Raw genomic sequence first — 17,388 nt, forward strand, 5'->3', positions numbered from 1 at the left:
CTTCATTTTCCTCCGCCTCGCCTCGATCCGCCTCATGCTCCGAAAGCTATGTAATTAATCGCGAAGTTATGGGACGGACTCTCACAGCTCGCGGTCGCGATTGCGTATGCGGAGGGCATTCCCTTGTTCGACTCGATGACGTATGAAAAGATAGAAGAATTATCATACATCATCGAGCGATCCAGGATCGGAAAGTTGAGGCGATGGAGCGGGTCACGATCAGCATGTCCGATGAGTTCGCCGTCGAACTCGCCGAGTTCCTAAAAGGCTATTGTTACGAGAACCGATCCGAGGCTGTGCGCGATCTCGCGCGCTTGGGTCTCGAGCAATCGCGGATCGATCACAGCATGAGCGGTCAGTGCGTCGCGACGCTCACCTATGTTTTCAATCATCACACGCGGGAATTGTCGCGGCGGCTGATCGATACGCATCACGCGCATCACGACCTTCAGGTCGCCACGATGCATGTTCATCTCGATCACGACAATTGCCTCGAAGTCGCTGTCCTGCGTGGCGAAGCCTCCGTGGTGCGGGAATTTTCGAAGGCCGTGATCGCCGAGCGCGGCGTCAAATACGGCCAGGTGAGTTTTGTGCCGGTCTCGATCGAAGCTGAATCTCACACGCATGCGGGGCGCGACCATGCCCATGTCGCGCCTCATCAGCATTCGCATCCGAAAGATTGAAAATGAGCCGACCCGCGGATGGGCGCGGCCTGAGCCGGCGACAAAGAAGCATGACCGCCATTCTGTCCAATCTGTTCAACGACGGACGCGAAAATATACGCGGGAAGGTCATCGTCGTTTACATCATGCTAATCGCCGCCAATATCGCCGCATGGATCTGGGCGATCGTCGCTTTCCATGATTTCCCGGTGCTTCTGGGGACCGCGGCGCTCGCCTACAGCTTCGGTCTTCGCCATGCGTTCGACGCCGACCATATCGCGGCGATCGACAATGTAACGCGCAAATTGATGCAGGAAGGGCGGCGCCCTATTGGAGTCGGTCTGTTCTTCTCCCTCGGCCATTCGACGATCGTCGTCGCGCTATCGGTCGCCATCGCGATCACGGCGACCGCTCTGCAAGCCCAGTTCGACACGTTCAAGAACATCGGCGCCGTGGTTGGCACGCTGGTCTCGGCGCTGTTTCTGTTCGCCATCGCCCTTGCGAACATTCTCGTCCTGATCGCCCTCTATCGAACTTTTCGAACGGTCAAGGACGGCGGCGGCTTCGTCGAAGAGGATCTCGATCTCGCTCTGGCCAACCGGGGCCTGCTCGGGCGGCTGTTTCGACGGTTCTTCAAAGCAATCGAGCGAAGCTGCCAGATGTATCCGCTCGGCGTCCTCTTCGGCCTCGGCTTCGATACGGCGACCGAGGTTGGACTGCTCGGGATTTCTGCGAGCCAGGCCTCGCAGGGCCTGTCGGTCTGGTCGATCATGGTGTTTCCCGCCCTGTTCACCGCCAGTATGACGCTGATCGACACGACCGACAACATTCTGATGCTGGGGGCCTATGGCTGGGCCTTCGTGAGACCGATCCGCAAACTCTATTACAACCTGACCATTACAGCGGCATCCGTCGTGGTGGCGCTCGTCGTGGGCGGCCTTGAGACGCTCAACCTGATCGGCGATCAATTAGGGCTGACCGACGGCGGCGGCTTCTGGGGCGCGATCGGATCGTTGAACGATAATTTCGGGATTCTCGGCTATTGTATCGTGGGCATTTTCATCGTCGCCTGGCTCATCTCTTATCTGGTCTACCGCATCAACGGCTATGACAAGATCGAGGTCTCCGCTACGTAGCGCGCCTTGGCGGGGGCCCTGATCAGTGGCAGTCCGGCGGCCGCGCCAACGAAACGCTAGGCGTGAATAGAACAAACATCCAGCATTGCCGCGACTATCGTGACGATATTTCCCGCCCCCAAAGCCTCAATGCCCCCCACTCCGCTCCTCTTCGCACTGATCAGAGAAGTTCCGCGACGATAATTAACCGAGTTTACATTGCACCATAGATGTTTGTTTAATAATTTCATCGAGTTTGTTAAAAGGGTAGTCATTCGCCCGGTCAAACGGAAACTCGGAAATGGCAATCCTCGGCGGCATATCGTCCGATCTGAAATGCCGGCTCATTAGCGACACCGATCGTGAGCAAGTTATCGATTGCCTTGGCCGAGGCTTTCCGCGCCGAAGCAGAGACTATTGGGTGCGGGCGCTTAACCGCATGGCGCGGCGCCAGGTCGTGGATGATTGTCCGAGATATGGTTATCTGTTGGAGGCTTCTGGAAACGTCGTTGGCGTGCTTCTTCAGCTTTTCTCGCGCTATCGAATGGGCGAAGTCGAAACCATTCGGTGCAACCTCTCGAGTTGGTGCGTCGATCCGGCCTACCGCAGCTACGCCATGAAAATGGTTGCTTCGGCGCTTAGGCGCAAGGATATCACCTACACCACGATTTCGCCCGCCCGCCGCACTTGGGGCGCCGTCGAAGCGATGGGGTTTCGCCGATTCTGCAATGGCCAATTCGTATTCGCGCCGGCGCTAAGTTCGTTTCGGCGCAATGGCGCGGTTCTTCAATATTCAGACGGTATGTCTGAAGCGGCGCTTCTCTCGAAGGACGAGCGCGAAGTGCTTGAGGAACACGCCCGGCTCGGCTGTCAGTCGCTCGTCTGCACGGAAGACGGGCGAGGCTCGCCGTTTGTTTTCCTGGAGCGCCGCATGATGAAAGGCCTGATGCCGTGCTGGCAATTGATCTATTGCCGTTCGATCGGCGATCTCGCGCATTGGTCCGGCCCTCTGGGCCTCTATATGTTGCGGGCGGGCGTGGCGTTGTGCGTCGCCGATTCCAACGGCCCCCTCGCGGGTTTGGCCGGGCGCTATTTTTCTGATCGCGGTCCGAAATATTTCAAGGGTCCCTTTCCGCCGGCGTTGGGCGACCTGTCATTTACGGAGTTCGCAATCTTCGGTCCCTGAAGGCGCGCTAACCGCGGCCTCCATCGAACCTGGTTTGCTTTACGAAAGCTGCTTGCGGATCGCCTGCAATTCCTCCCGGCGCTTAGCGTCCGTCTTGGGATAAGTCATCTTGAGGTCTTTCAAGGCGTCGAGGATGATGTTGGATACGATCAACCGCGCGTTCTGCTTGTCGTCGGCGGGGACGACATGCCACGGCGAATCCTCCGTGCTTGTCGCGCTGAGGCATTCCTCATAGGCCGTCCTGTAATCCTTCCAGAATTTGCGCTCCTCGATATCGGCAAGGCTGAATTTCCAATTCTTTTCGGCATCATCGATGCGCGCCAGAAAACGCTTGCGCTGCTCTTCCTTGGAGAGGTGGAGGAAGAATTTGACGATGCGGGTTCCATTGGCGTGGAGGTGCTGTTCCAGATTGACAATCGAGCGATAACGCCCACGCCAAAAAGCCTTCTCGTGACGCACGGGATCGGGGAGCGCTTCGTTGCGAAGAATCTCGGGATGCACGCGCACGATCAGCACTTCTTCGTAATAGGACCGGTTGAAAATGCCGATACGCCCGCGCTCGGGCAGATCGCGAGTGGTGCGCCACAGAAAGTCGTGTTGCAACTCCGAATCGCTCGGATGCTTGAAGCTGAACACCTGGCAACCCTGCGGGTTGACCCCCGACATCACATGCTTGATCGCGCCGTCTTTTCCCGCCGCATCCATCGCCTGAAAAATCAGCAGCAACGCATAGCGATTGGAAGCATAGAGGAGCTGCTGCTGCGCGCTGAGCTGCGCGACATGCTCGCCCAGAAGTTCCTGATATTCCTCCTTCGATCCGTAGAAGGGATCGACGGCCGTCGGCCATTTCTTGAGATCGACCTTGTGGCCCTCCGCCACGCAAAAATCCTTTGAATTGATTTTCATTTCGATCTCGTTGGAGCGTTGGGAACGAACAATAGGCGGCGTCAAAAGATTGCAATTGCAAGGCATTTGCCTCGATTGCAGGCAATCGCATGCCGCGGGAGCGAATGTCGCGCAGGCCTTTGCGCTATGCAAGGGGCCAGAGAGGCGCGGCGCCGGCCGCATGCGCTTTGACCCGCGACCCCCGGCATTTGATCAATCCGTTGTCGCCACGCGAGGCTTGTTCGGTTACGGTGACCGCCCAATCATCGGAATATTGCTCAGCGAGCCTGAAGGCCGCGGGCTTGGGAGGCAAGCTCTAGATGCCGCAGACCCCGCGTATTCAACCCAAAATCGGCGCGGTTCTGCGCGCGACTGCGGGCAATTTCCTCGAAATGTTCGATTTCTTCCTGTTCGGCCTCTATGCGGCGCCGATCGGCAAGGCGTTTTTCGCGACGGGCGACGCCTTCACCGATACGTCCGCGGCTTTCATCGTCTTCTGGTTCGGCGCGCTCATGCGCCCGCTCGGCGCGATTTTTCTTGGCGCCTATGTCGATAGCGTCGGGCGGCGCAAAGGCCTGATCGTTACGCTCGCCATTATGGCGAGCGGCACGATCATCATCGCTTTCACCCCGTCCTACGCCACCATCGGCCTTGTCGCGCCTATCATCGTGGTGATCGGGCGGTTGCTGCAAGGATTTTCGGCGGGCGTCGAACTTGGCGGCGTTTCCGTCTATCTCGCGGAAATCTCAAAACCCGGCATGAAGGGCTTTTACACGTCGTTCCAGTCGGCGAGCCAGCAGGCGGCGGTGTTTGTCGCCGCTTTAATCGGTTATGGGCTCAATCAGTTCCTCCTCGCCGACCAGATCGAAGCCTGGGGCTGGCGCATCCCGTTCCTGATCGGCTGCCTGATCATACCGGTCATCTTCGTGCTGCGCCGGTCGCTCGAAGAGACGCCGGAATTCCTCGCCAAGAAGCATCATCCGACCCCCGCCGAAATCTATCGCAGCGTCGCCGAGAACTGGGCCGTCGTCCTGCAGGGCATGCTGCTCGTCGTGCTGACGACCGTGTCGTTCTATTTCATCACGGTCTATACGCCCGATTTCGGTAAGACGCTGAATCTGTCGCCGGGCGACGCCTTGCTCGTCACGCTTCTCGTCGCCTTCACAAATTTCATCTGGCTGCCGATCGGCGGCGCACTCTCGGATCGGATCGGCCGCAAATCCGTGCTTCTGGCCACGGGCGCGCTTATTCTGGTCACGGCCTATCCCGCGCTGGCCTGGCTCGCGAATGCGCCGACTTTCGCCAAGTTGATCGGCGTTGAAATGCTGCTGTCCTGCGCTTACGGGCTCTATAATGGCGCGATGGTGGCGGCCTTGACGGAGGTCGTGCCCGCCCATGTGCGCGCCTCCTGTTTCGCGCTCGCCTATTCGCTCGCCGCCGCGCTGTTCGGCACATCGACGCCGCTGGTGTCCAAACAATTAATCAAGCATTTCGGCGATTCCGCCCCCGCGCTGTGGCTATGCGCCGCGGCGCTGTGTTCGATCGTCGGCGCGTTGTTGCTTTATCGCCAAGGCGCCGCAGGCCGGCCCGCTGCGCCCGATCAAGTCGAGGGGTTCCGTCATGCCGCTTAGCCAGATTTCCATGCGCAAGGGCAAGCCGGCCGCCTATCGCAAAGCCATTCTCGAGAGCCTCTATCTGGCGATGCGCGAGACCTTCAACGTACCCGAAGAGGATCGTTTCATGACGATCGCCGAGCACGAGGCCGATGATTTCAACTACAGCGCCAGCTATCTCGGCATCGCGCGCAGCGACGACCTCGTCATCATCCAGCTCACCGTCAACAACACGCGCACCACCGAACAGAAGAAGGCGCTGTTCGCGCGGATCGTCGAGCGTTTGAGCCAAAGTCCAGGTCTGCGGCCGGAGGATGTCCTGATCAACCTCGTCGAGACCTTGCCCGAAAATTGGTCGTTCGGACATGGCGTCGCGCAATACGCCAGGAAAAACGATTGAGACGCCGGTTTTCGGCGCCTGCGGGAGGGCGTCGGCCGAATGCCGGGGCCGAGGTCTTTTTGGGCCAGGGGACTCACCTTCGTTAAATTGTTGCTCCATAGTTGCAAATTGCGATTCGCTGGCTCGCTGATGGGGGACTAGGGGCATGCGCTATGAAATTTCCGGCACAATCATGCAGACGGTGGCGATCGATCTGAGCCCCGGCGAAACGGTCTATAGCCAGACCAATACGATGGCCTGGATGAACGATGCGATCCAGATGGACACGCATACGGGCGGCGGGCTCTTCGCTGGCCTCAAGCGCACGTTCGCCGGCGGTTCGTTCTTCGTCACCGATTTCACCGCGACCGGCAATGGCCATGTCGCCTTCGCCCCGCGCTTTCCCGGCGCGCTGATCGCCGCGCAATTGCAGGCGGGACAATCGCTGATCTGCCGCAAGGAGACCTTTCTGGTTGCGCAGAAATCGGTGACGCTGGAACTCGCCTGGCAGAAACGCCTCGGCGCCGGATTCTTTGGCGGCGACGGCTTCATCCTGCAAAAGGTGACGGGACCTGGAATCGTATGGCTCGATCTTTCCGGCGAAGTGATCGAACGCGATCTGGCGCCTGGCGAGCGTCTGCTCGTCCATGCCGGCCATGTCGGCGTGTTCGAGCCGACCATCAGCTTCGACATCCAGATGGTGAAGGGCTTCAAGAACATCCTGTTCGGCGGCGAGGGCCTGTTTTTGGCGACGCTGACCGGTCCCGGCCACGTCTGGCTGCAAAGCATGCCGATCATCAACCTCGCCGAGGAAATCGGGCGCTATTTGCCTGGGCGAAGCGATGGGGGCGGCTCAACTGGCGGCGCCATCGCGACCGGCGTCGGGCTCGGCGCGATCGGCGGATTGCTGGGCGGGCTGCTCGGGGGCAGCGAGAGCTAGAGAGCCGCTCATGCGACCGCCTCCGGCCGAGCGGGGCGAAGCGCTTCGAGAGGACAGCGCGAAATGATCGTGCTGTGGCGACACTCGCCGTAATCGTCCTATGGTTGTGGTAAGTATCCACAGCGCCTAAGGTGGAAACGGATGACGACGCTCCGCGATGAACACAGAAAAATCGTTCAATTCCCCACGTCGACGATCCGCCCTAATACACACACGACCGCATGAGATTTCGGGTACGAACAGCGCACGGTTTCGGCGTCGGCGCAGCCGTGCCATATGATCTCGAACGACCTCGCGAAGAAGGAGCCTCCCACCATGGCTGACGTAGCCCCCCCTCCGGCCATCAAGACAGTCCCCAAGCCCCGCGACCAGCACCTCAGGGATTTGGCCGACTGCATCCGTTTTCTGTCCATGGACGCCGTCCAACAGGCCAAGAGCGGCCATCCCGGCGCGCCCATGGGCATGGCCGACATCGCAACTGTTTTGTACAAGGATTTCATGCAGTTCGATGCGACCGATCCGCATTGGTTCGACCGCGATCGCTTCGTGCTGTCGAACGGCCACGCTTCGATGCTGCTCTACAGCCTGCTCTATCTGACCGGCTACAAGGACATGACGCTGGATGAGCTGAAGCGTTTCCGCCAGATCGACAGCAAGACCGCCGGCCACCCCGAATACAAGCATGCCGACGGCATCGAGACGACGACCGGGCCGCTGGGTCAGGGCATCGCCAATTCCGCCGGTTTCGCGCTCGCCGAGCGTATTATGAACGCCAAGTTCGGCGACGATATCTGCAACCATTGGACCTATGTGTTCATGGGCGATGGCTGCCTGATGGAAGGCATCAGCCAAGAGGCGATCTCGATGGCGGGCCATTACAAGCTCGGCCATCTCATCGCCTTCTGGGACAACAATTCGATCACGATCGACGGCGCGACCAGCCTTTCGGAATCGGATAACGAGGTCGAGCGCTTCCGCGCTTCCGGCTGGCACGTCCAGGAAATCGACGGCCACGACACCGATGCGATCCGCGACGCCATCACGGCCGCCCGCGCTGTGACGGACAAGCCGTCGATGATCGCCTGCAAGACCATCATCGGCTTCGGCTTCCCGACCAAGGCCGGAACCCAGAAGGCCCATAGCGACGCCCCCGGCGAAGAGGAAATCGCCGGCGCACGGAAAATCCTCGGCTGGGATTCGCCCCCGTTCGTGATCCCCGAGCCCTTACTCAGCGCATGGCGCGAGATCGGCGCCAAAGGCCGCGCGGCGCGCTTGGCCTGGGCCGACCGCGTCAAGGCGGCGCCGGCCGAACTGCGCTCCGAGTTCGAGCGCCGCAACGACGGGCAGTTGCCGGCCGACTGGAAGAAGGCTATCGCGGCGGCCCGCGCCGAGTTCATCGCCAGCGGCAAGGACCTCGCTACCCGCCAGGCCAGCGGCGCCGTGCTCGACCATCTCGCCGCCGCTATTCCGGAACTCATCGGAGGTTCCGCCGACCTCACGCCTTCGAACAACACCAAGGCGAAGGGCATGATCGAGATCAAGCCCGGCGAATACGGTGGCACATATATGCATTACGGCGTGCGCGAGCACGGCATGGCCGCGGCGATGAACGGCGTCGCGCTGCATGGCGGCGTGATCCCCTACGGCGGCACCTTCATGTGTTTCTCCGACTATTGCCGCCCGGCGATTCGCCTGGCGGCGCTGATGCAGATCCGTACGATCTTCGTCATGACCCATGATTCGATCGGCCTCGGCGAGGACGGCCCGACCCATCAGCCGGTCGAGCATCTGGCGGCGCTGCGGGCGATTCCCCATCTGGCCGTGTTTCGCCCCGGCGATCCCATCGAGACCGCCGAATGCTGGGAGTTGATCCTGGATGCGCCGCGCCGCGCCGCGCTCATCGCTCTGTCGCGCCAGCCGATGCCGCTGCTGCGCAAGGAGCCCGACGCCGAGAACAAATCGGCCAAGGGCGCCTATGTCCTCCTCGAGGCGGAAGGCGGCGCGCGCAAGCTGACGCTGATCGGCACGGGGTCCGAACTGCATCTGGCGGTCCAGGCGCGCGATATCCTGCAGAAGGAAGGCGTTCCGACGGCGGTCGTCTCGATGCCCTGCCGCCTCCTCTTCGAGGAGCAGGACGCCGCCTATAAGAAGGCGGTGATGGGTGCGACCCATGCGCGCGTCGCGGTGGAAGCGGCCGTCGAAATGGGCTGGGACCGCTATATCGGCTTCCAGGGCCGCTTCGTCGGCATGCACGGCTTCGGCGCCTCCGGCAAGATCGGAGACGTCTATGCGAAGTTCGACATCACGACCGACGCGGTGGTCCGTGCGGCGCGCGAAACCCTGGCGGAAGTCGCCAGCTAAGCTTGCCGGTCATGAAGCCGCTAATACCGCTCGCCGCGCTCGCCGCCAGCCTTCTTGGCGGCGGCGGAGGCGGCGGCGGATAGCGATGATCCCACGGTCATCGTCGCCGCTGAATCTGTGTATGCGGATATCGCCCGGCAGATCGGCGGTCCATAGTGGGCGCGATCAAGCAAATGTTTGCGGCCGACCGCCTAGACGCCCATCAAAGCCAGGCCCGCCGCGATCGAATGCAGCGGATCTGCGTCCCATATCTTCTTTCCGGGAAAACGCGTCTGGAGCATGTTTCGCACCGCCGGCACGCGCGATGTGCCGCCGGTTGCGACGATTTGATCGACGTCATCAGGCGATACGCCTGCCGCCTGCAATGTCTCGTCCAAAACGCGCCCGATCCGGCTGACGTCTCCTCTGATCCACTCTTCGAAAGCGGCGCGAGAAATCGGCGCCTGAATCCTTACGCTTTCCAGATTCACTTCAAAAACTGCGTCGTTTTGCGTCGACAATTCCGCCTTAACCTTGGCGACCGCGCGATAAAGCAAAAGACTGAGGTCATTTTCGATGACATGCACGAAAGCCTCGATGCCTTCGCGGTCTCCGGCGAATTTCGCCATGTTCCGGAGTTCGTCGAGATCGCCATTGCCTTTCATCATCGTGAGATGATTCCAACTCGCGAGATTGGCATGGAAGCGGTTGGGAATGGCCAATTGTCTTCCGAAGGAAGAATAGGTCGTCCCCTTGCCCAGGCGCGGCGCCACGACATGGTCGATGATGCGATAATCAAAGGAATCGCCAGCGACGCCGATTCCGCCCTGGCCGAGCGGCTTTATGCGCCGGCGATCCCTAGCGCCATCCATTTGCAGAAGCGAGAAGTCGCTCGTGCCGCCGCCAAAATCGGCGATCAGCACCATGCCGCTCAGCGGAAGCTCGCGGCTCGCGTAATGGGCGGCGGCAACCGGCTCGTTTTCGATCCGCGCATGACCGATGCCGAGCAATTCGAGCGCCTTCCGATAGCGCGCAATCGCAAGGTCGTCGTCCGCTTGATAGCCCGCGAACCGCACCGGGCGGCCGACGACCACGCGGCAGACCTCAGTCGCGATCTGCGCATGATCGAGGACCGAGCGCAGGAACGCGGCCATGATGTCTTCATAACTATAGGGCGCGCCGAATATCCTTGTCTGGGCGAAAGCCTTGCTTCCGGCGAACGTCTTGAAGGATTGCAAAAAACGCACACTGCCGTATCGCTCGAGATATTGCTCCACCGCCCAAGGGCCCGCCTCGCAATAGGTCCTGCGGCCATCGGGCGTATTTTCGCTCCAGAAGCAGAGCGCGGAAAGCACGCTCGACAGGCTCTCGCCGCGATGATCGAACCTGACGAAGCGAACCTCTCCCGCCCCACCTGAAATGGCGATGACGGTGTTCGTCGTGCCAAAATCGATGCCGATGGTTGGATAGGGCGACGCTTTGGAGGCGTCGGGACGCGCGAAGGATTTTGTCATGAATGGGAAGACCTGATGTGTGCGCCAACACGCCCTCGTCGACGCTCTCGCGGACCCTGGAGAAAGCCGGATGCGCCAAATGAGACGAAACGTCTGAACTTCAAGCTGATATCGCTATCCGAAATGTCGCCTCAGCCGCGCTCGCCCCCCGCCTCCGCGAGTCCGCGCTTTCGCAACAGCGCCCCGGTTCCCGGCGCGCGGCCGCGAAAGGCCGCATAGGCGGCGTCCGGCTCGCGGCTATTGCCGGCGGCATAGACATAGTCGCGCAAACGTTGCGCGAGCGCGGGATTGAATATGTCGCCGCTTTCCTCGAACGCCTCAAAACCGTCGGCGTCGAGAATTTCCGACCAGAGATAGCTGTAATAGCCGGCGGAATAACCTGAGCCGGCAAAGATGTGCTGAAAATGCGGGGTGCGGTGGCGCATCGCGATGGCGGCGGGCATGCCGAGTTTTTCGAGCGTGCTTCGCTCGAAGGCGACAACGTCGATCGCCTCTGGCGTCGCTTCAAGATGAAGGTCGAGATCGACCAACGCGGAGGCGGTGAATTCCACGGTCGCAAAACCCTGATTGAACTGCCGCGCACGCAATACGCGCTGCAGCAAAGCTTCGGGCATCGGCTCGCCCGTCCGATAATGAACGGCGAAGCGGCGCAAGATTTCCGGCTGCTCAAGCCAATGTTCATAGAGCTGCGAGGGGAATTCGACAAAATCGCGCGAAACGCTGGTTCCCGAAAGCAAGGGATAGGTCACATCGGACAACATGCCGTGCAATCCGTGTCCAAACTCATGGAACAAAGTGCGCGCATCGTCGAAGCTCAAAAGACAAGGTTCGCCCGCGCCTGTCTTGGCGAAATTCATGACATTGACGACGATCGGCTGCACCGCACCGTCGAGCTTGTGCTGATCGCGGAAAGCGCTCATCCAGGCGCCGCTATGTTTCGAGGGACGCGCAAAATAATCGCCGATGAACAGGGCGATTAGCGCGCCATCCCGCCCCTTCACCGTCCAGCAACGCGCGTCGGAATGATAGAGTTTGATATCCGTGCGCTCGACGAAGCTCAGGCCGAACAGCCGGTTCGCGACATAAAATGCCGCCTCGATCATCTTGTCGAGCTGCAGATAGGGCTTTGTCTCGCTCTCATCGAGATCGTACAAGGCTTTGCGGCGTTTTTCCGCGTAATAGCGCCAGTCCCAGGGCGCGAGGCGAAAATTGCCGCCCTCTTCGGCGATAATTGTCTGCAACGCATCCGCTTCGCGCAGAGCCTGCGCGCGCGCCGGCGTCCAGACCGACTGGAGGAGATTCTGCGCCGCCTGCGGCGTCTTGGCCATGGTGTCGTCGAGGCGAAAATGCGCGTAGCTCTGAAAGCCGAGAAGCCGCGCGCGCTCGGCGCGAAGCCGCACCGTCTCGGCCATGACAGCGCGATTGTCGGTTGGCCCTTCATTCTCGCCGCGCGCGGCCCAGGCGCGAAAGGCCTTCTCGCGCAGGTCTCGGCGGGCGGCAAATTGCAGGAACGGCTCTATGCTGGAGCGCGACAGCGTAATCGCGTGCTGGCCAGGCAACCCACGCGCGCTGGCGGTCTCCGCCGCCGCGCCAAGGAGCGAATCGGACAGCCCCGCGCGGTCCTCCGGCGTCTCAAGCGCCAGCATATAGGCCTTTTCATCGGCGAGGACGTTCTGGCCAAATTGCGTGCCGAGCGTCGCGAGGCGTTCGTCAATTTCGGCGAGCCGCGCCTTGGCTTCAGCGCCAAGCGCGGCGCCGTTGCGGACAAAGGCGATGTGATAGAGTTTCAACACACGCGCCTGTTCGTCCGTCAGGCCGAGGCCGCCCTGCCCCGCCCGCAGCGCCTCGATGCGCGCGAATAGGGCGCCATTCTGATAAATCTCGCTGCTGAGGCGAGACAGGACCGGCGCAATCTCGCGCTCGATCGCCTCAAGCGCATCATTGCTGTCGGCGCCCGCCAGATTGAAAAACACCGCGGCGACCCGATCGAGATTGCGCCCGCTGCGCTCCAGCGCTTCGATGGTATTGGCGAAGGAAGGGGGCTCGGAATTGGCGGCGATGGCGGCGATTTCCGCGCGCTTTTCGGCAAGCGTTGTTTCAAAGGCGGGGCTGAAATGTTCGGGCCTGAGAACATCGAAGGGCGGCGCTTCGAAGGGTCCGGCCCAGGAGGCGAGAAGGGGATTGGCGGACTGAGCAAGCGGTTTGATCACGATAAATTTGCCTCAAAAGATGGGCGCGAGCGCACCCTCGAGCGTCGTTTGCCGGCGCCGCGCTCGCATTATACCCTGGGTTCGCGCCGTGGCGACATCGCGCTTTAGTCACTGGCTTCCATAAGTTTGAAGAGCTGCTAGGTCGCGAAAACATGCGGACATTGGCGCGTTGGACGTTCAAGCTTGTTGTCGTCGCGCTTTTCATAGCCGTTCTTGCACTGACGGGCCTGCGATTGGCGGCCGCTTGGCGCGAGAGCGCTGAGTCAGGCGCGCCGCCCGACGGACGAATGGTTTCAACCACGGCCGGCGACATCTTCGTCCAAATGCGCGGTCCTGATGCCGGCCGGGCGGTTCTTTTCATCCCGGGAACGGCGGCCTGGAGCGGGTTTTGGTTGTCCGTCGCCGACGAAATCGGCAAGAGCGGCTACCGCGCCGTGGCCGTCGATCTGCCGCCGTTCGGTTTCTCCGCGCGCAGTGCGAACGGCGCCTATTCCCGCGCTGATCAAGCAGAACGTCTGGCTGCGCTCGTCCAAGCGCTCGGTCTCGAACGCCCCATCGTCGTCGGGCATTCCTTCGGGGCCGGCGCGGTCGTTGAATTGGCGATCGCGCATCCCGACACCCTTGGCGGCATGGTCCTGGTCGACGCCGCCCTCGGGCTACCCGGCGAAGGGCAAGACACCCCTCCCGACAACCGGCCGCTGCGTTGGGCGCTAAACCAGCCGGCGATTGCGCAGACCCTCGTCGCCGCGACGCTGGTCAACATTTGGGCGACGAGGCCGCTTCTTGCCAGCCTGCTCTATCGCGAGGACGCCGCAACGCAGCGCCAGGTCGAAATTCTCACCAAGCCCTACGCACGCCAAGGCACGACGGAATCTTACGCGCATTGGCTTCCCAGCCTCCTCCTCGCCGAAACGGACGCGCGTAGCGCGACCCCCGCTAATTACGCGCGAATCAAAACGCCCACTGCGCTGATATGGGGCGACCGCGACCAGGTGACGCCGCTTGCGCAAGGCCAACGGTTGCAAAAGCTCATCGCGGGATCGACGCTCGACACGATCGCAGACGTCGGACACATCCCCCACATCGAGGACGAACAGACATTCCTTTCTGTCTTGAAGGCGAAACTCAAGGCGATGGCGCGATGAAACGTTGGACCAACGGTCGCGCGCAGCTTAAATTTGATAAGGGAATTGAACTTCGCATGACGAATCGCGCCGCCGGACCAAAGCACGGGAATATGTCGACTTGCCTCGCCTGACCGCTAGTCGCCGCGCTTTTATCGCCTCCGCGCTCGCGACCGGCGCCGCGTTGCAGCTCCCAGTCGCTGCTCGCGCTGATCCGCGGCTCATCATGAACGACGCGAGCCGGCTGAATCCGACCCCGGTCCTCAAGCATTGGCGTCCCAAAAGCGACCCGCAAGGCGCGCTGATCGAAGCGTTGCGGCTTGAGCTGAAAACCGCGACCGACGCTGGACATCGCGTCACGATGGGCGCCGCGCGGCACTCGATGGGCGGCCAGAGTTTGCCGCGCGATGGGGTCGCGATCACCTTCGACAATCCCTGGTTCGAGATCGATACGGCGAATGAGGTCTATCGCGTTTCGGCGGGCGCTCGCTGGTCGGAAGTGATCGCCAGGCTCGACCCTCTGGGTTTTTCGCCCAAAGTCATGCAGTCCAACAATGATTTCGGCGTCGCCAGCACATTTTGCATCAACGCGCATGGCTGGCCCGTTCCCCATGGGCCCTTCGGCTCGACGGTGCGCGCCTTGCGCCTGATGTTGGCGGACGGCTCGCTGGTCGAATGTTCGAGAACCCAAAACGCGGAGCTTTTCTCGCTCGCAATGGGCGGCTACGGCCTGTTTGGAATCATCGTCGATCTCGACGTCGAAATGGCCAGAAATGTGCTGCTTGCGCCGACGGTCGTCCTGATGCCAGGCGACGAATTCGCCGACCATTTCATTCCCGCCGTGGAAAAGGACCCTGCAATTCTGCTGGCCTATGGCCGGCTGTCCGTCGCCCGCCGTGATTTTTTCAGCGAGGCGCTTATGACGACCTATCGCGCGGCCGATCCCCAGCCCTCGCCGCTGCCCGCGGCGACAAGCGGGGGCGCAATGACCGCGATCTCCAACGCCATTTATCGCGAGCAGATCGGCAGCGAAATCCCCAAGCGCCTGCGCTGGCTCGCCGAATCCCGGCTCAATCCGAGCATCGGCTCAGGTCTCGCCACGCGCAACAGCCTGCTCAACGAACCCGTCTCCAATCTCGCCAATCCGTCTCGTTATCGCACCGACATTTTGCACGAATATTTCGTCCCTCCGCAGCGTTTTCGCGCGTTCCTCGCCGCCTGCCGGGAGGTCATCCCGCCGGCCAAGGCCGAATTCATCAATGTCACGTTGCGCTATGTCGGCGCCGACGAAACCGCCGTGATGGCTTTCGCCCCGCAGCCGCGAATCGCGGCCGTTATGTCGTTCTCGCAGGAAATGTCGACCGAAGGCGAAATCGATATGCTGGAGACGACCCAACGCCTGATCGATCGCGTCATCGCGCTGGACGGGGCGTTCTACCTGCCCTACCGCCTTCATGCGAGCCGCGACCAGGTCGAAAAAGCCTATCCCGGAACAGCGCGTTTCGTTGACCGCAAACGCTTCTACGATCCCAAACTCCTGTTCCGCAACGCGATGTGGGACGCCTATTTCTCATGAGGACAGCATGATCCCCCGCCTCGCCGCGCTTCTGCTCTGCCTTGCGCTGTGGTTTGCCGCCGCGACCGACTACATCCCCACCTTCCTCGATGCCCAAGGCAAGGTTTTCGGGTTGTTCAAGCTCGATATCTACAAGGACGCGCTACATGTCGCTTCCGGCCTTTGGGCCTTGGTCGCCGCGATCATGTCGCGACGCGCCGCAACGCTGTTCCTGAAGATTTTCGGAACGCTGTATTTTCTCGACGGGGTGATGGGGACCTTCACCGGTTCGGGCTTTCTCGATCTCAGCATCATCACCCAGGGCGTCCTCAACAATCCGCCGCTGATCAAACTCTTCTCCAGCGTCCCGCATCTGTTCCTTGGCGCGTTTGGCATCATCGCCGGCTGGTTCGGCGAGCGCCTGTTGATCGGCGCGCGCAATTGAGGCGAGGCGCTGCCATGAAATGGCTCCGGCGCGCGCTCGCAGCGCTGGGAATAGTCGTCATTCTCTGCGCGGCGCCGATCGCCTATGTCGAAACACGCTGCGAGGCGACGCCCGATCTGCCCTCGGCGGAAGCCAATCCATTCAACCTTACCGAACAAGGCTATCGCCGCGCCGAAGGCGACAGCTACCTGACCTATCCCGAATGGTACATCGTCCACGCCTACACGGACCTCGCTGGGGTGACGCGGCAATCCTCAGAATCCGCCTTCGATTATATCGCGAGCGTCACAGGCTTTTGGCGCAGTCTCTGTCGCGCAACGATCGCCGCCGGTCGCGTCGGACCGGTCACCTCCGACCAGAAGATCACCAATTATATCATCGGCCTCAGTTTCACCGCCGAAATGACGATCACCGGCCTCTACGAGCGCACGATCGGCGCGGCGACGGTTTGGATGCGCGGGCCGCAGCGCACGGATGAGGACGAATTTGCGCTTGCGGCGGCCGATTCCTACGCCGCCTTCCTGCAGCAGACGCCCTGGTATCGCTATCCCTTCTGGCCGCAATTGCAGCGTTTCTGGCGCAAGACGCCGCTCGACCATGGCAATCTGTTACGGAGCCTCGAACGGCGCTTCGCGCTCAGCCTCGAATATGGCGGCAAGGCGCTATACGCCATCGCGATTGGCGCGCTCGCCGGTTATTCGCCAGCCGACTTGCGCTTGATGAGCGTGGTCGCCCATCTCGATGCCGACGACCTTGCCGCGGAGCCTCGCATCAAGAAATTGCGCGACATCGGCGACAGCGCGACCTTGATCGAAACGCCGCGCTATCAGGAATATACTGAAATCCTTCGCCGCCTTGGCGCGCGCGGCCGCGATGTCATTGAAATCGCCGGCAATCGGCGCATATTGACGACCATTGTCGCGCCGGCCGAGGCGAAGCTGACCACGCCTGGCGCGATTGAAATTTTTAGCATTCCGCTCCAGTCGCGGCCGGGCTGGCGGCGGATTGGTCTCGACACCGATGTCGGAGCGCTCACGCGCCTGATCGGCGAAGTCGGAAAACAAGGCGCCGAATTTGAGCACGCCTATGATTATTAACCCCGGCTGTGAAGCGCGCCGCGTCATCGTCGGGTTGGGCGTCGCCTTGCTTGTCTGGTTCGGCGGCATGGCGGCGCTGGCTTTGCTGGTAGAGCCGCCCGCTGTCGTCGTCTTTGGACCGACGGCCAGCCTCATCGCCGCCGTCGACGCCGGCGATGCGTCCATTCTTTCGATGGGCAAAGGCTTCGTCACCGCCAAGGCCAATGGCGTCGGCCTCGTCAGACGCCTCTATGCGGGCGGCGCCTGGTTTGTCTGGCCGGCGCTGCAAGCGACATGCAGGCCGGGGAAGCGAAGCCTTTAGGAAGCCGCGTGGCCGCGCGATT

Annotated in this window: 15 protein-coding genes; 12 read left to right on the plus strand and 3 right to left on the minus strand. The window is 61.4% G+C overall.

The window, feature by feature from the left end; genetic code table 11:
* Positions 1 to 203: 203 nt before the first annotated feature.
* From nikR to GSQ90_RS09060, 3 genes are all read left to right on the plus strand, one after another.
* Positions 204 to 683: a nickel-responsive transcriptional regulator NikR gene (gene nikR / locus GSQ90_RS09050; RefSeq protein ID WP_158814512.1), complete on the plus strand. Its 480-nt coding sequence runs from the start codon at positions 204 to 206 to the stop codon at positions 681 to 683.
* Positions 684 to 742: 59 nt separating this feature from the next.
* A complete protein-coding gene (locus GSQ90_RS09055; RefSeq protein ID WP_371418352.1) occupies positions 743 to 1,798 on the plus strand; it encodes a HoxN/HupN/NixA family nickel/cobalt transporter in 1,056 nt (351 codons plus the stop codon).
* Positions 1,799 to 2,078: 280 nt separating this feature from the next.
* The gene (locus GSQ90_RS09060) at positions 2,079 to 2,963 is read left to right on the plus strand and encodes a hypothetical protein (protein WP_246731494.1); all 885 of its coding nucleotides are present in this window, start codon (positions 2,079 to 2,081) and stop codon (positions 2,961 to 2,963) included.
* Between the two features lie 39 nt (positions 2,964 to 3,002).
* Here the strand turns inward: GSQ90_RS09060 and GSQ90_RS09065 are convergent, their stop codons facing one another.
* Positions 3,003 to 3,869 (minus strand): ADP-polyphosphate phosphotransferase, encoded by an 867-nt coding sequence (locus tag GSQ90_RS09065; RefSeq protein ID WP_158814514.1) that lies wholly within the window; start codon positions 3,867 to 3,869, stop codon positions 3,003 to 3,005.
* Positions 3,870 to 4,168: 299 nt separating this feature from the next.
* Here GSQ90_RS09065 and GSQ90_RS09070 point away from each other — a divergent pair, with 299 nt between their 5' ends.
* The 4 genes from GSQ90_RS09070 to tkt all read left to right on the plus strand — a co-directional run bounded on the left by GSQ90_RS09070 (position 4,169) and on the right by tkt (position 9,141).
* Positions 4,169 to 5,479: an MFS transporter gene (locus tag GSQ90_RS09070; RefSeq protein ID WP_158814515.1), complete on the plus strand. Its 1,311-nt coding sequence runs from the start codon at positions 4,169 to 4,171 to the stop codon at positions 5,477 to 5,479.
* Positions 5,469 to 5,861: a tautomerase family protein gene (locus GSQ90_RS09075; RefSeq protein ID WP_158814516.1), complete on the plus strand. Its 393-nt coding sequence runs from the start codon at positions 5,469 to 5,471 to the stop codon at positions 5,859 to 5,861. Before GSQ90_RS09070 ends, GSQ90_RS09075 begins: the two co-directional genes overlap by 11 nt.
* A gap of 145 nt (positions 5,862 to 6,006) precedes the next feature.
* Complete coding sequence (locus GSQ90_RS09080) at positions 6,007 to 6,780, plus strand: TIGR00266 family protein (RefSeq protein WP_158814517.1); 774 nt, start codon at positions 6,007 to 6,009, stop codon at positions 6,778 to 6,780.
* A gap of 315 nt (positions 6,781 to 7,095) precedes the next feature.
* Positions 7,096 to 9,141, plus strand: a complete 2,046-nt coding sequence (tkt, locus tag GSQ90_RS09085; RefSeq protein ID WP_158814518.1) for a transketolase — start codon at positions 7,096 to 7,098, stop codon at positions 9,139 to 9,141.
* Positions 9,142 to 9,332: 191 nt separating this feature from the next.
* Here tkt and GSQ90_RS09090 read toward each other — a convergent pair whose 3' ends face one another.
* Both GSQ90_RS09090 and GSQ90_RS09095 read right to left on the minus strand, forming a co-directional pair.
* Positions 9,333 to 10,634 (minus strand): Hsp70 family protein, encoded by a 1,302-nt coding sequence (locus tag GSQ90_RS09090; protein WP_158814519.1) that lies wholly within the window; start codon positions 10,632 to 10,634, stop codon positions 9,333 to 9,335.
* A gap of 131 nt (positions 10,635 to 10,765) precedes the next feature.
* The gene (locus tag GSQ90_RS09095; RefSeq protein ID WP_158814520.1) at positions 10,766 to 12,844 is read right to left on the minus strand and encodes a M3 family metallopeptidase; all 2,079 of its coding nucleotides are present in this window, start codon (positions 12,842 to 12,844) and stop codon (positions 10,766 to 10,768) included.
* 287 nt (positions 12,845 to 13,131) lie between these two features.
* Between GSQ90_RS09095 and GSQ90_RS09100 the strand changes: the two genes are divergently transcribed.
* From GSQ90_RS09100 to GSQ90_RS09120, 5 genes are all read left to right on the plus strand, one after another.
* Positions 13,132 to 13,989: an alpha/beta fold hydrolase gene (locus tag GSQ90_RS09100; RefSeq protein WP_158814521.1), complete on the plus strand. Its 858-nt coding sequence runs from the start codon at positions 13,132 to 13,134 to the stop codon at positions 13,987 to 13,989.
* Between the two features lie 205 nt (positions 13,990 to 14,194).
* Complete coding sequence (locus GSQ90_RS09105) at positions 14,195 to 15,544, plus strand: FAD-binding oxidoreductase (protein WP_158814522.1); 1,350 nt, start codon at positions 14,195 to 14,197, stop codon at positions 15,542 to 15,544.
* A 7-nt stretch (positions 15,545 to 15,551) separates the two neighbouring features.
* Positions 15,552 to 15,968 (plus strand): DUF4383 domain-containing protein, encoded by a 417-nt coding sequence (locus tag GSQ90_RS09110; RefSeq protein ID WP_158814523.1) that lies wholly within the window; start codon positions 15,552 to 15,554, stop codon positions 15,966 to 15,968.
* 14 nt (positions 15,969 to 15,982) lie between these two features.
* Positions 15,983 to 17,065, plus strand: a complete 1,083-nt coding sequence (locus GSQ90_RS09115) for a hypothetical protein (protein ID WP_158814524.1) — start codon at positions 15,983 to 15,985, stop codon at positions 17,063 to 17,065.
* Positions 17,055 to 17,366, plus strand: a complete 312-nt coding sequence (locus GSQ90_RS09120; RefSeq protein ID WP_246731495.1) for a hypothetical protein — start codon at positions 17,055 to 17,057, stop codon at positions 17,364 to 17,366. The genes GSQ90_RS09115 and GSQ90_RS09120 overlap by 11 nt, the downstream gene beginning before the upstream one ends.
* Positions 17,367 to 17,388 lie beyond the last annotated feature (22 nt).

Origin of the sequence: Methylocapsa sp. S129 (assembly GCF_009765995.1) — a bacterium.
GTDB lineage: Bacteria > Pseudomonadota > Alphaproteobacteria > Rhizobiales > Beijerinckiaceae > Roseiarcus.

What these genes read in the sequence shown, in the direction of transcription:
- GSQ90_RS09090 (WP_158814519.1), bottom strand. Translation starts at nt 10,634, where the DNA reads ATGACAAAATCCTTCGCGCGTCCCGACGCCTCCAAAGCGTCGCCCTAT.
- GSQ90_RS09060 (WP_246731494.1), top strand. Translation starts at nt 2,079, where the DNA reads ATGGCAATCCTCGGCGGCATATCGTCCGATCTGAAATGCCGGCTCATT.
- GSQ90_RS09120 (WP_246731495.1), top strand. Translation starts at nt 17,055, where the DNA reads ATGATTATTAACCCCGGCTGTGAAGCGCGCCGCGTCATCGTCGGGTTG.
- GSQ90_RS09110 (WP_158814523.1), top strand. Translation starts at nt 15,552, where the DNA reads ATGATCCCCCGCCTCGCCGCGCTTCTGCTCTGCCTTGCGCTGTGGTTT.
- GSQ90_RS09115 (WP_158814524.1), top strand. Translation starts at nt 15,983, where the DNA reads ATGAAATGGCTCCGGCGCGCGCTCGCAGCGCTGGGAATAGTCGTCATT.
- tkt (WP_158814518.1), top strand. Translation starts at nt 7,096, where the DNA reads ATGGCTGACGTAGCCCCCCCTCCGGCCATCAAGACAGTCCCCAAGCCC.
- nikR (WP_158814512.1), top strand. Translation starts at nt 204, where the DNA reads ATGGAGCGGGTCACGATCAGCATGTCCGATGAGTTCGCCGTCGAACTC.
- GSQ90_RS09070 (WP_158814515.1), top strand. Translation starts at nt 4,169, where the DNA reads ATGCCGCAGACCCCGCGTATTCAACCCAAAATCGGCGCGGTTCTGCGC.
- GSQ90_RS09105 (WP_158814522.1), top strand. Translation starts at nt 14,195, where the DNA reads ATGAACGACGCGAGCCGGCTGAATCCGACCCCGGTCCTCAAGCATTGG.
- GSQ90_RS09065 (WP_158814514.1), bottom strand. Translation starts at nt 3,869, where the DNA reads ATGAAAATCAATTCAAAGGATTTTTGCGTGGCGGAGGGCCACAAGGTC.
- GSQ90_RS09100 (WP_158814521.1), top strand. Translation starts at nt 13,132, where the DNA reads ATGGTTTCAACCACGGCCGGCGACATCTTCGTCCAAATGCGCGGTCCT.
- GSQ90_RS09075 (WP_158814516.1), top strand. Translation starts at nt 5,469, where the DNA reads ATGCCGCTTAGCCAGATTTCCATGCGCAAGGGCAAGCCGGCCGCCTAT.
- GSQ90_RS09080 (WP_158814517.1), top strand. Translation starts at nt 6,007, where the DNA reads ATGCGCTATGAAATTTCCGGCACAATCATGCAGACGGTGGCGATCGAT.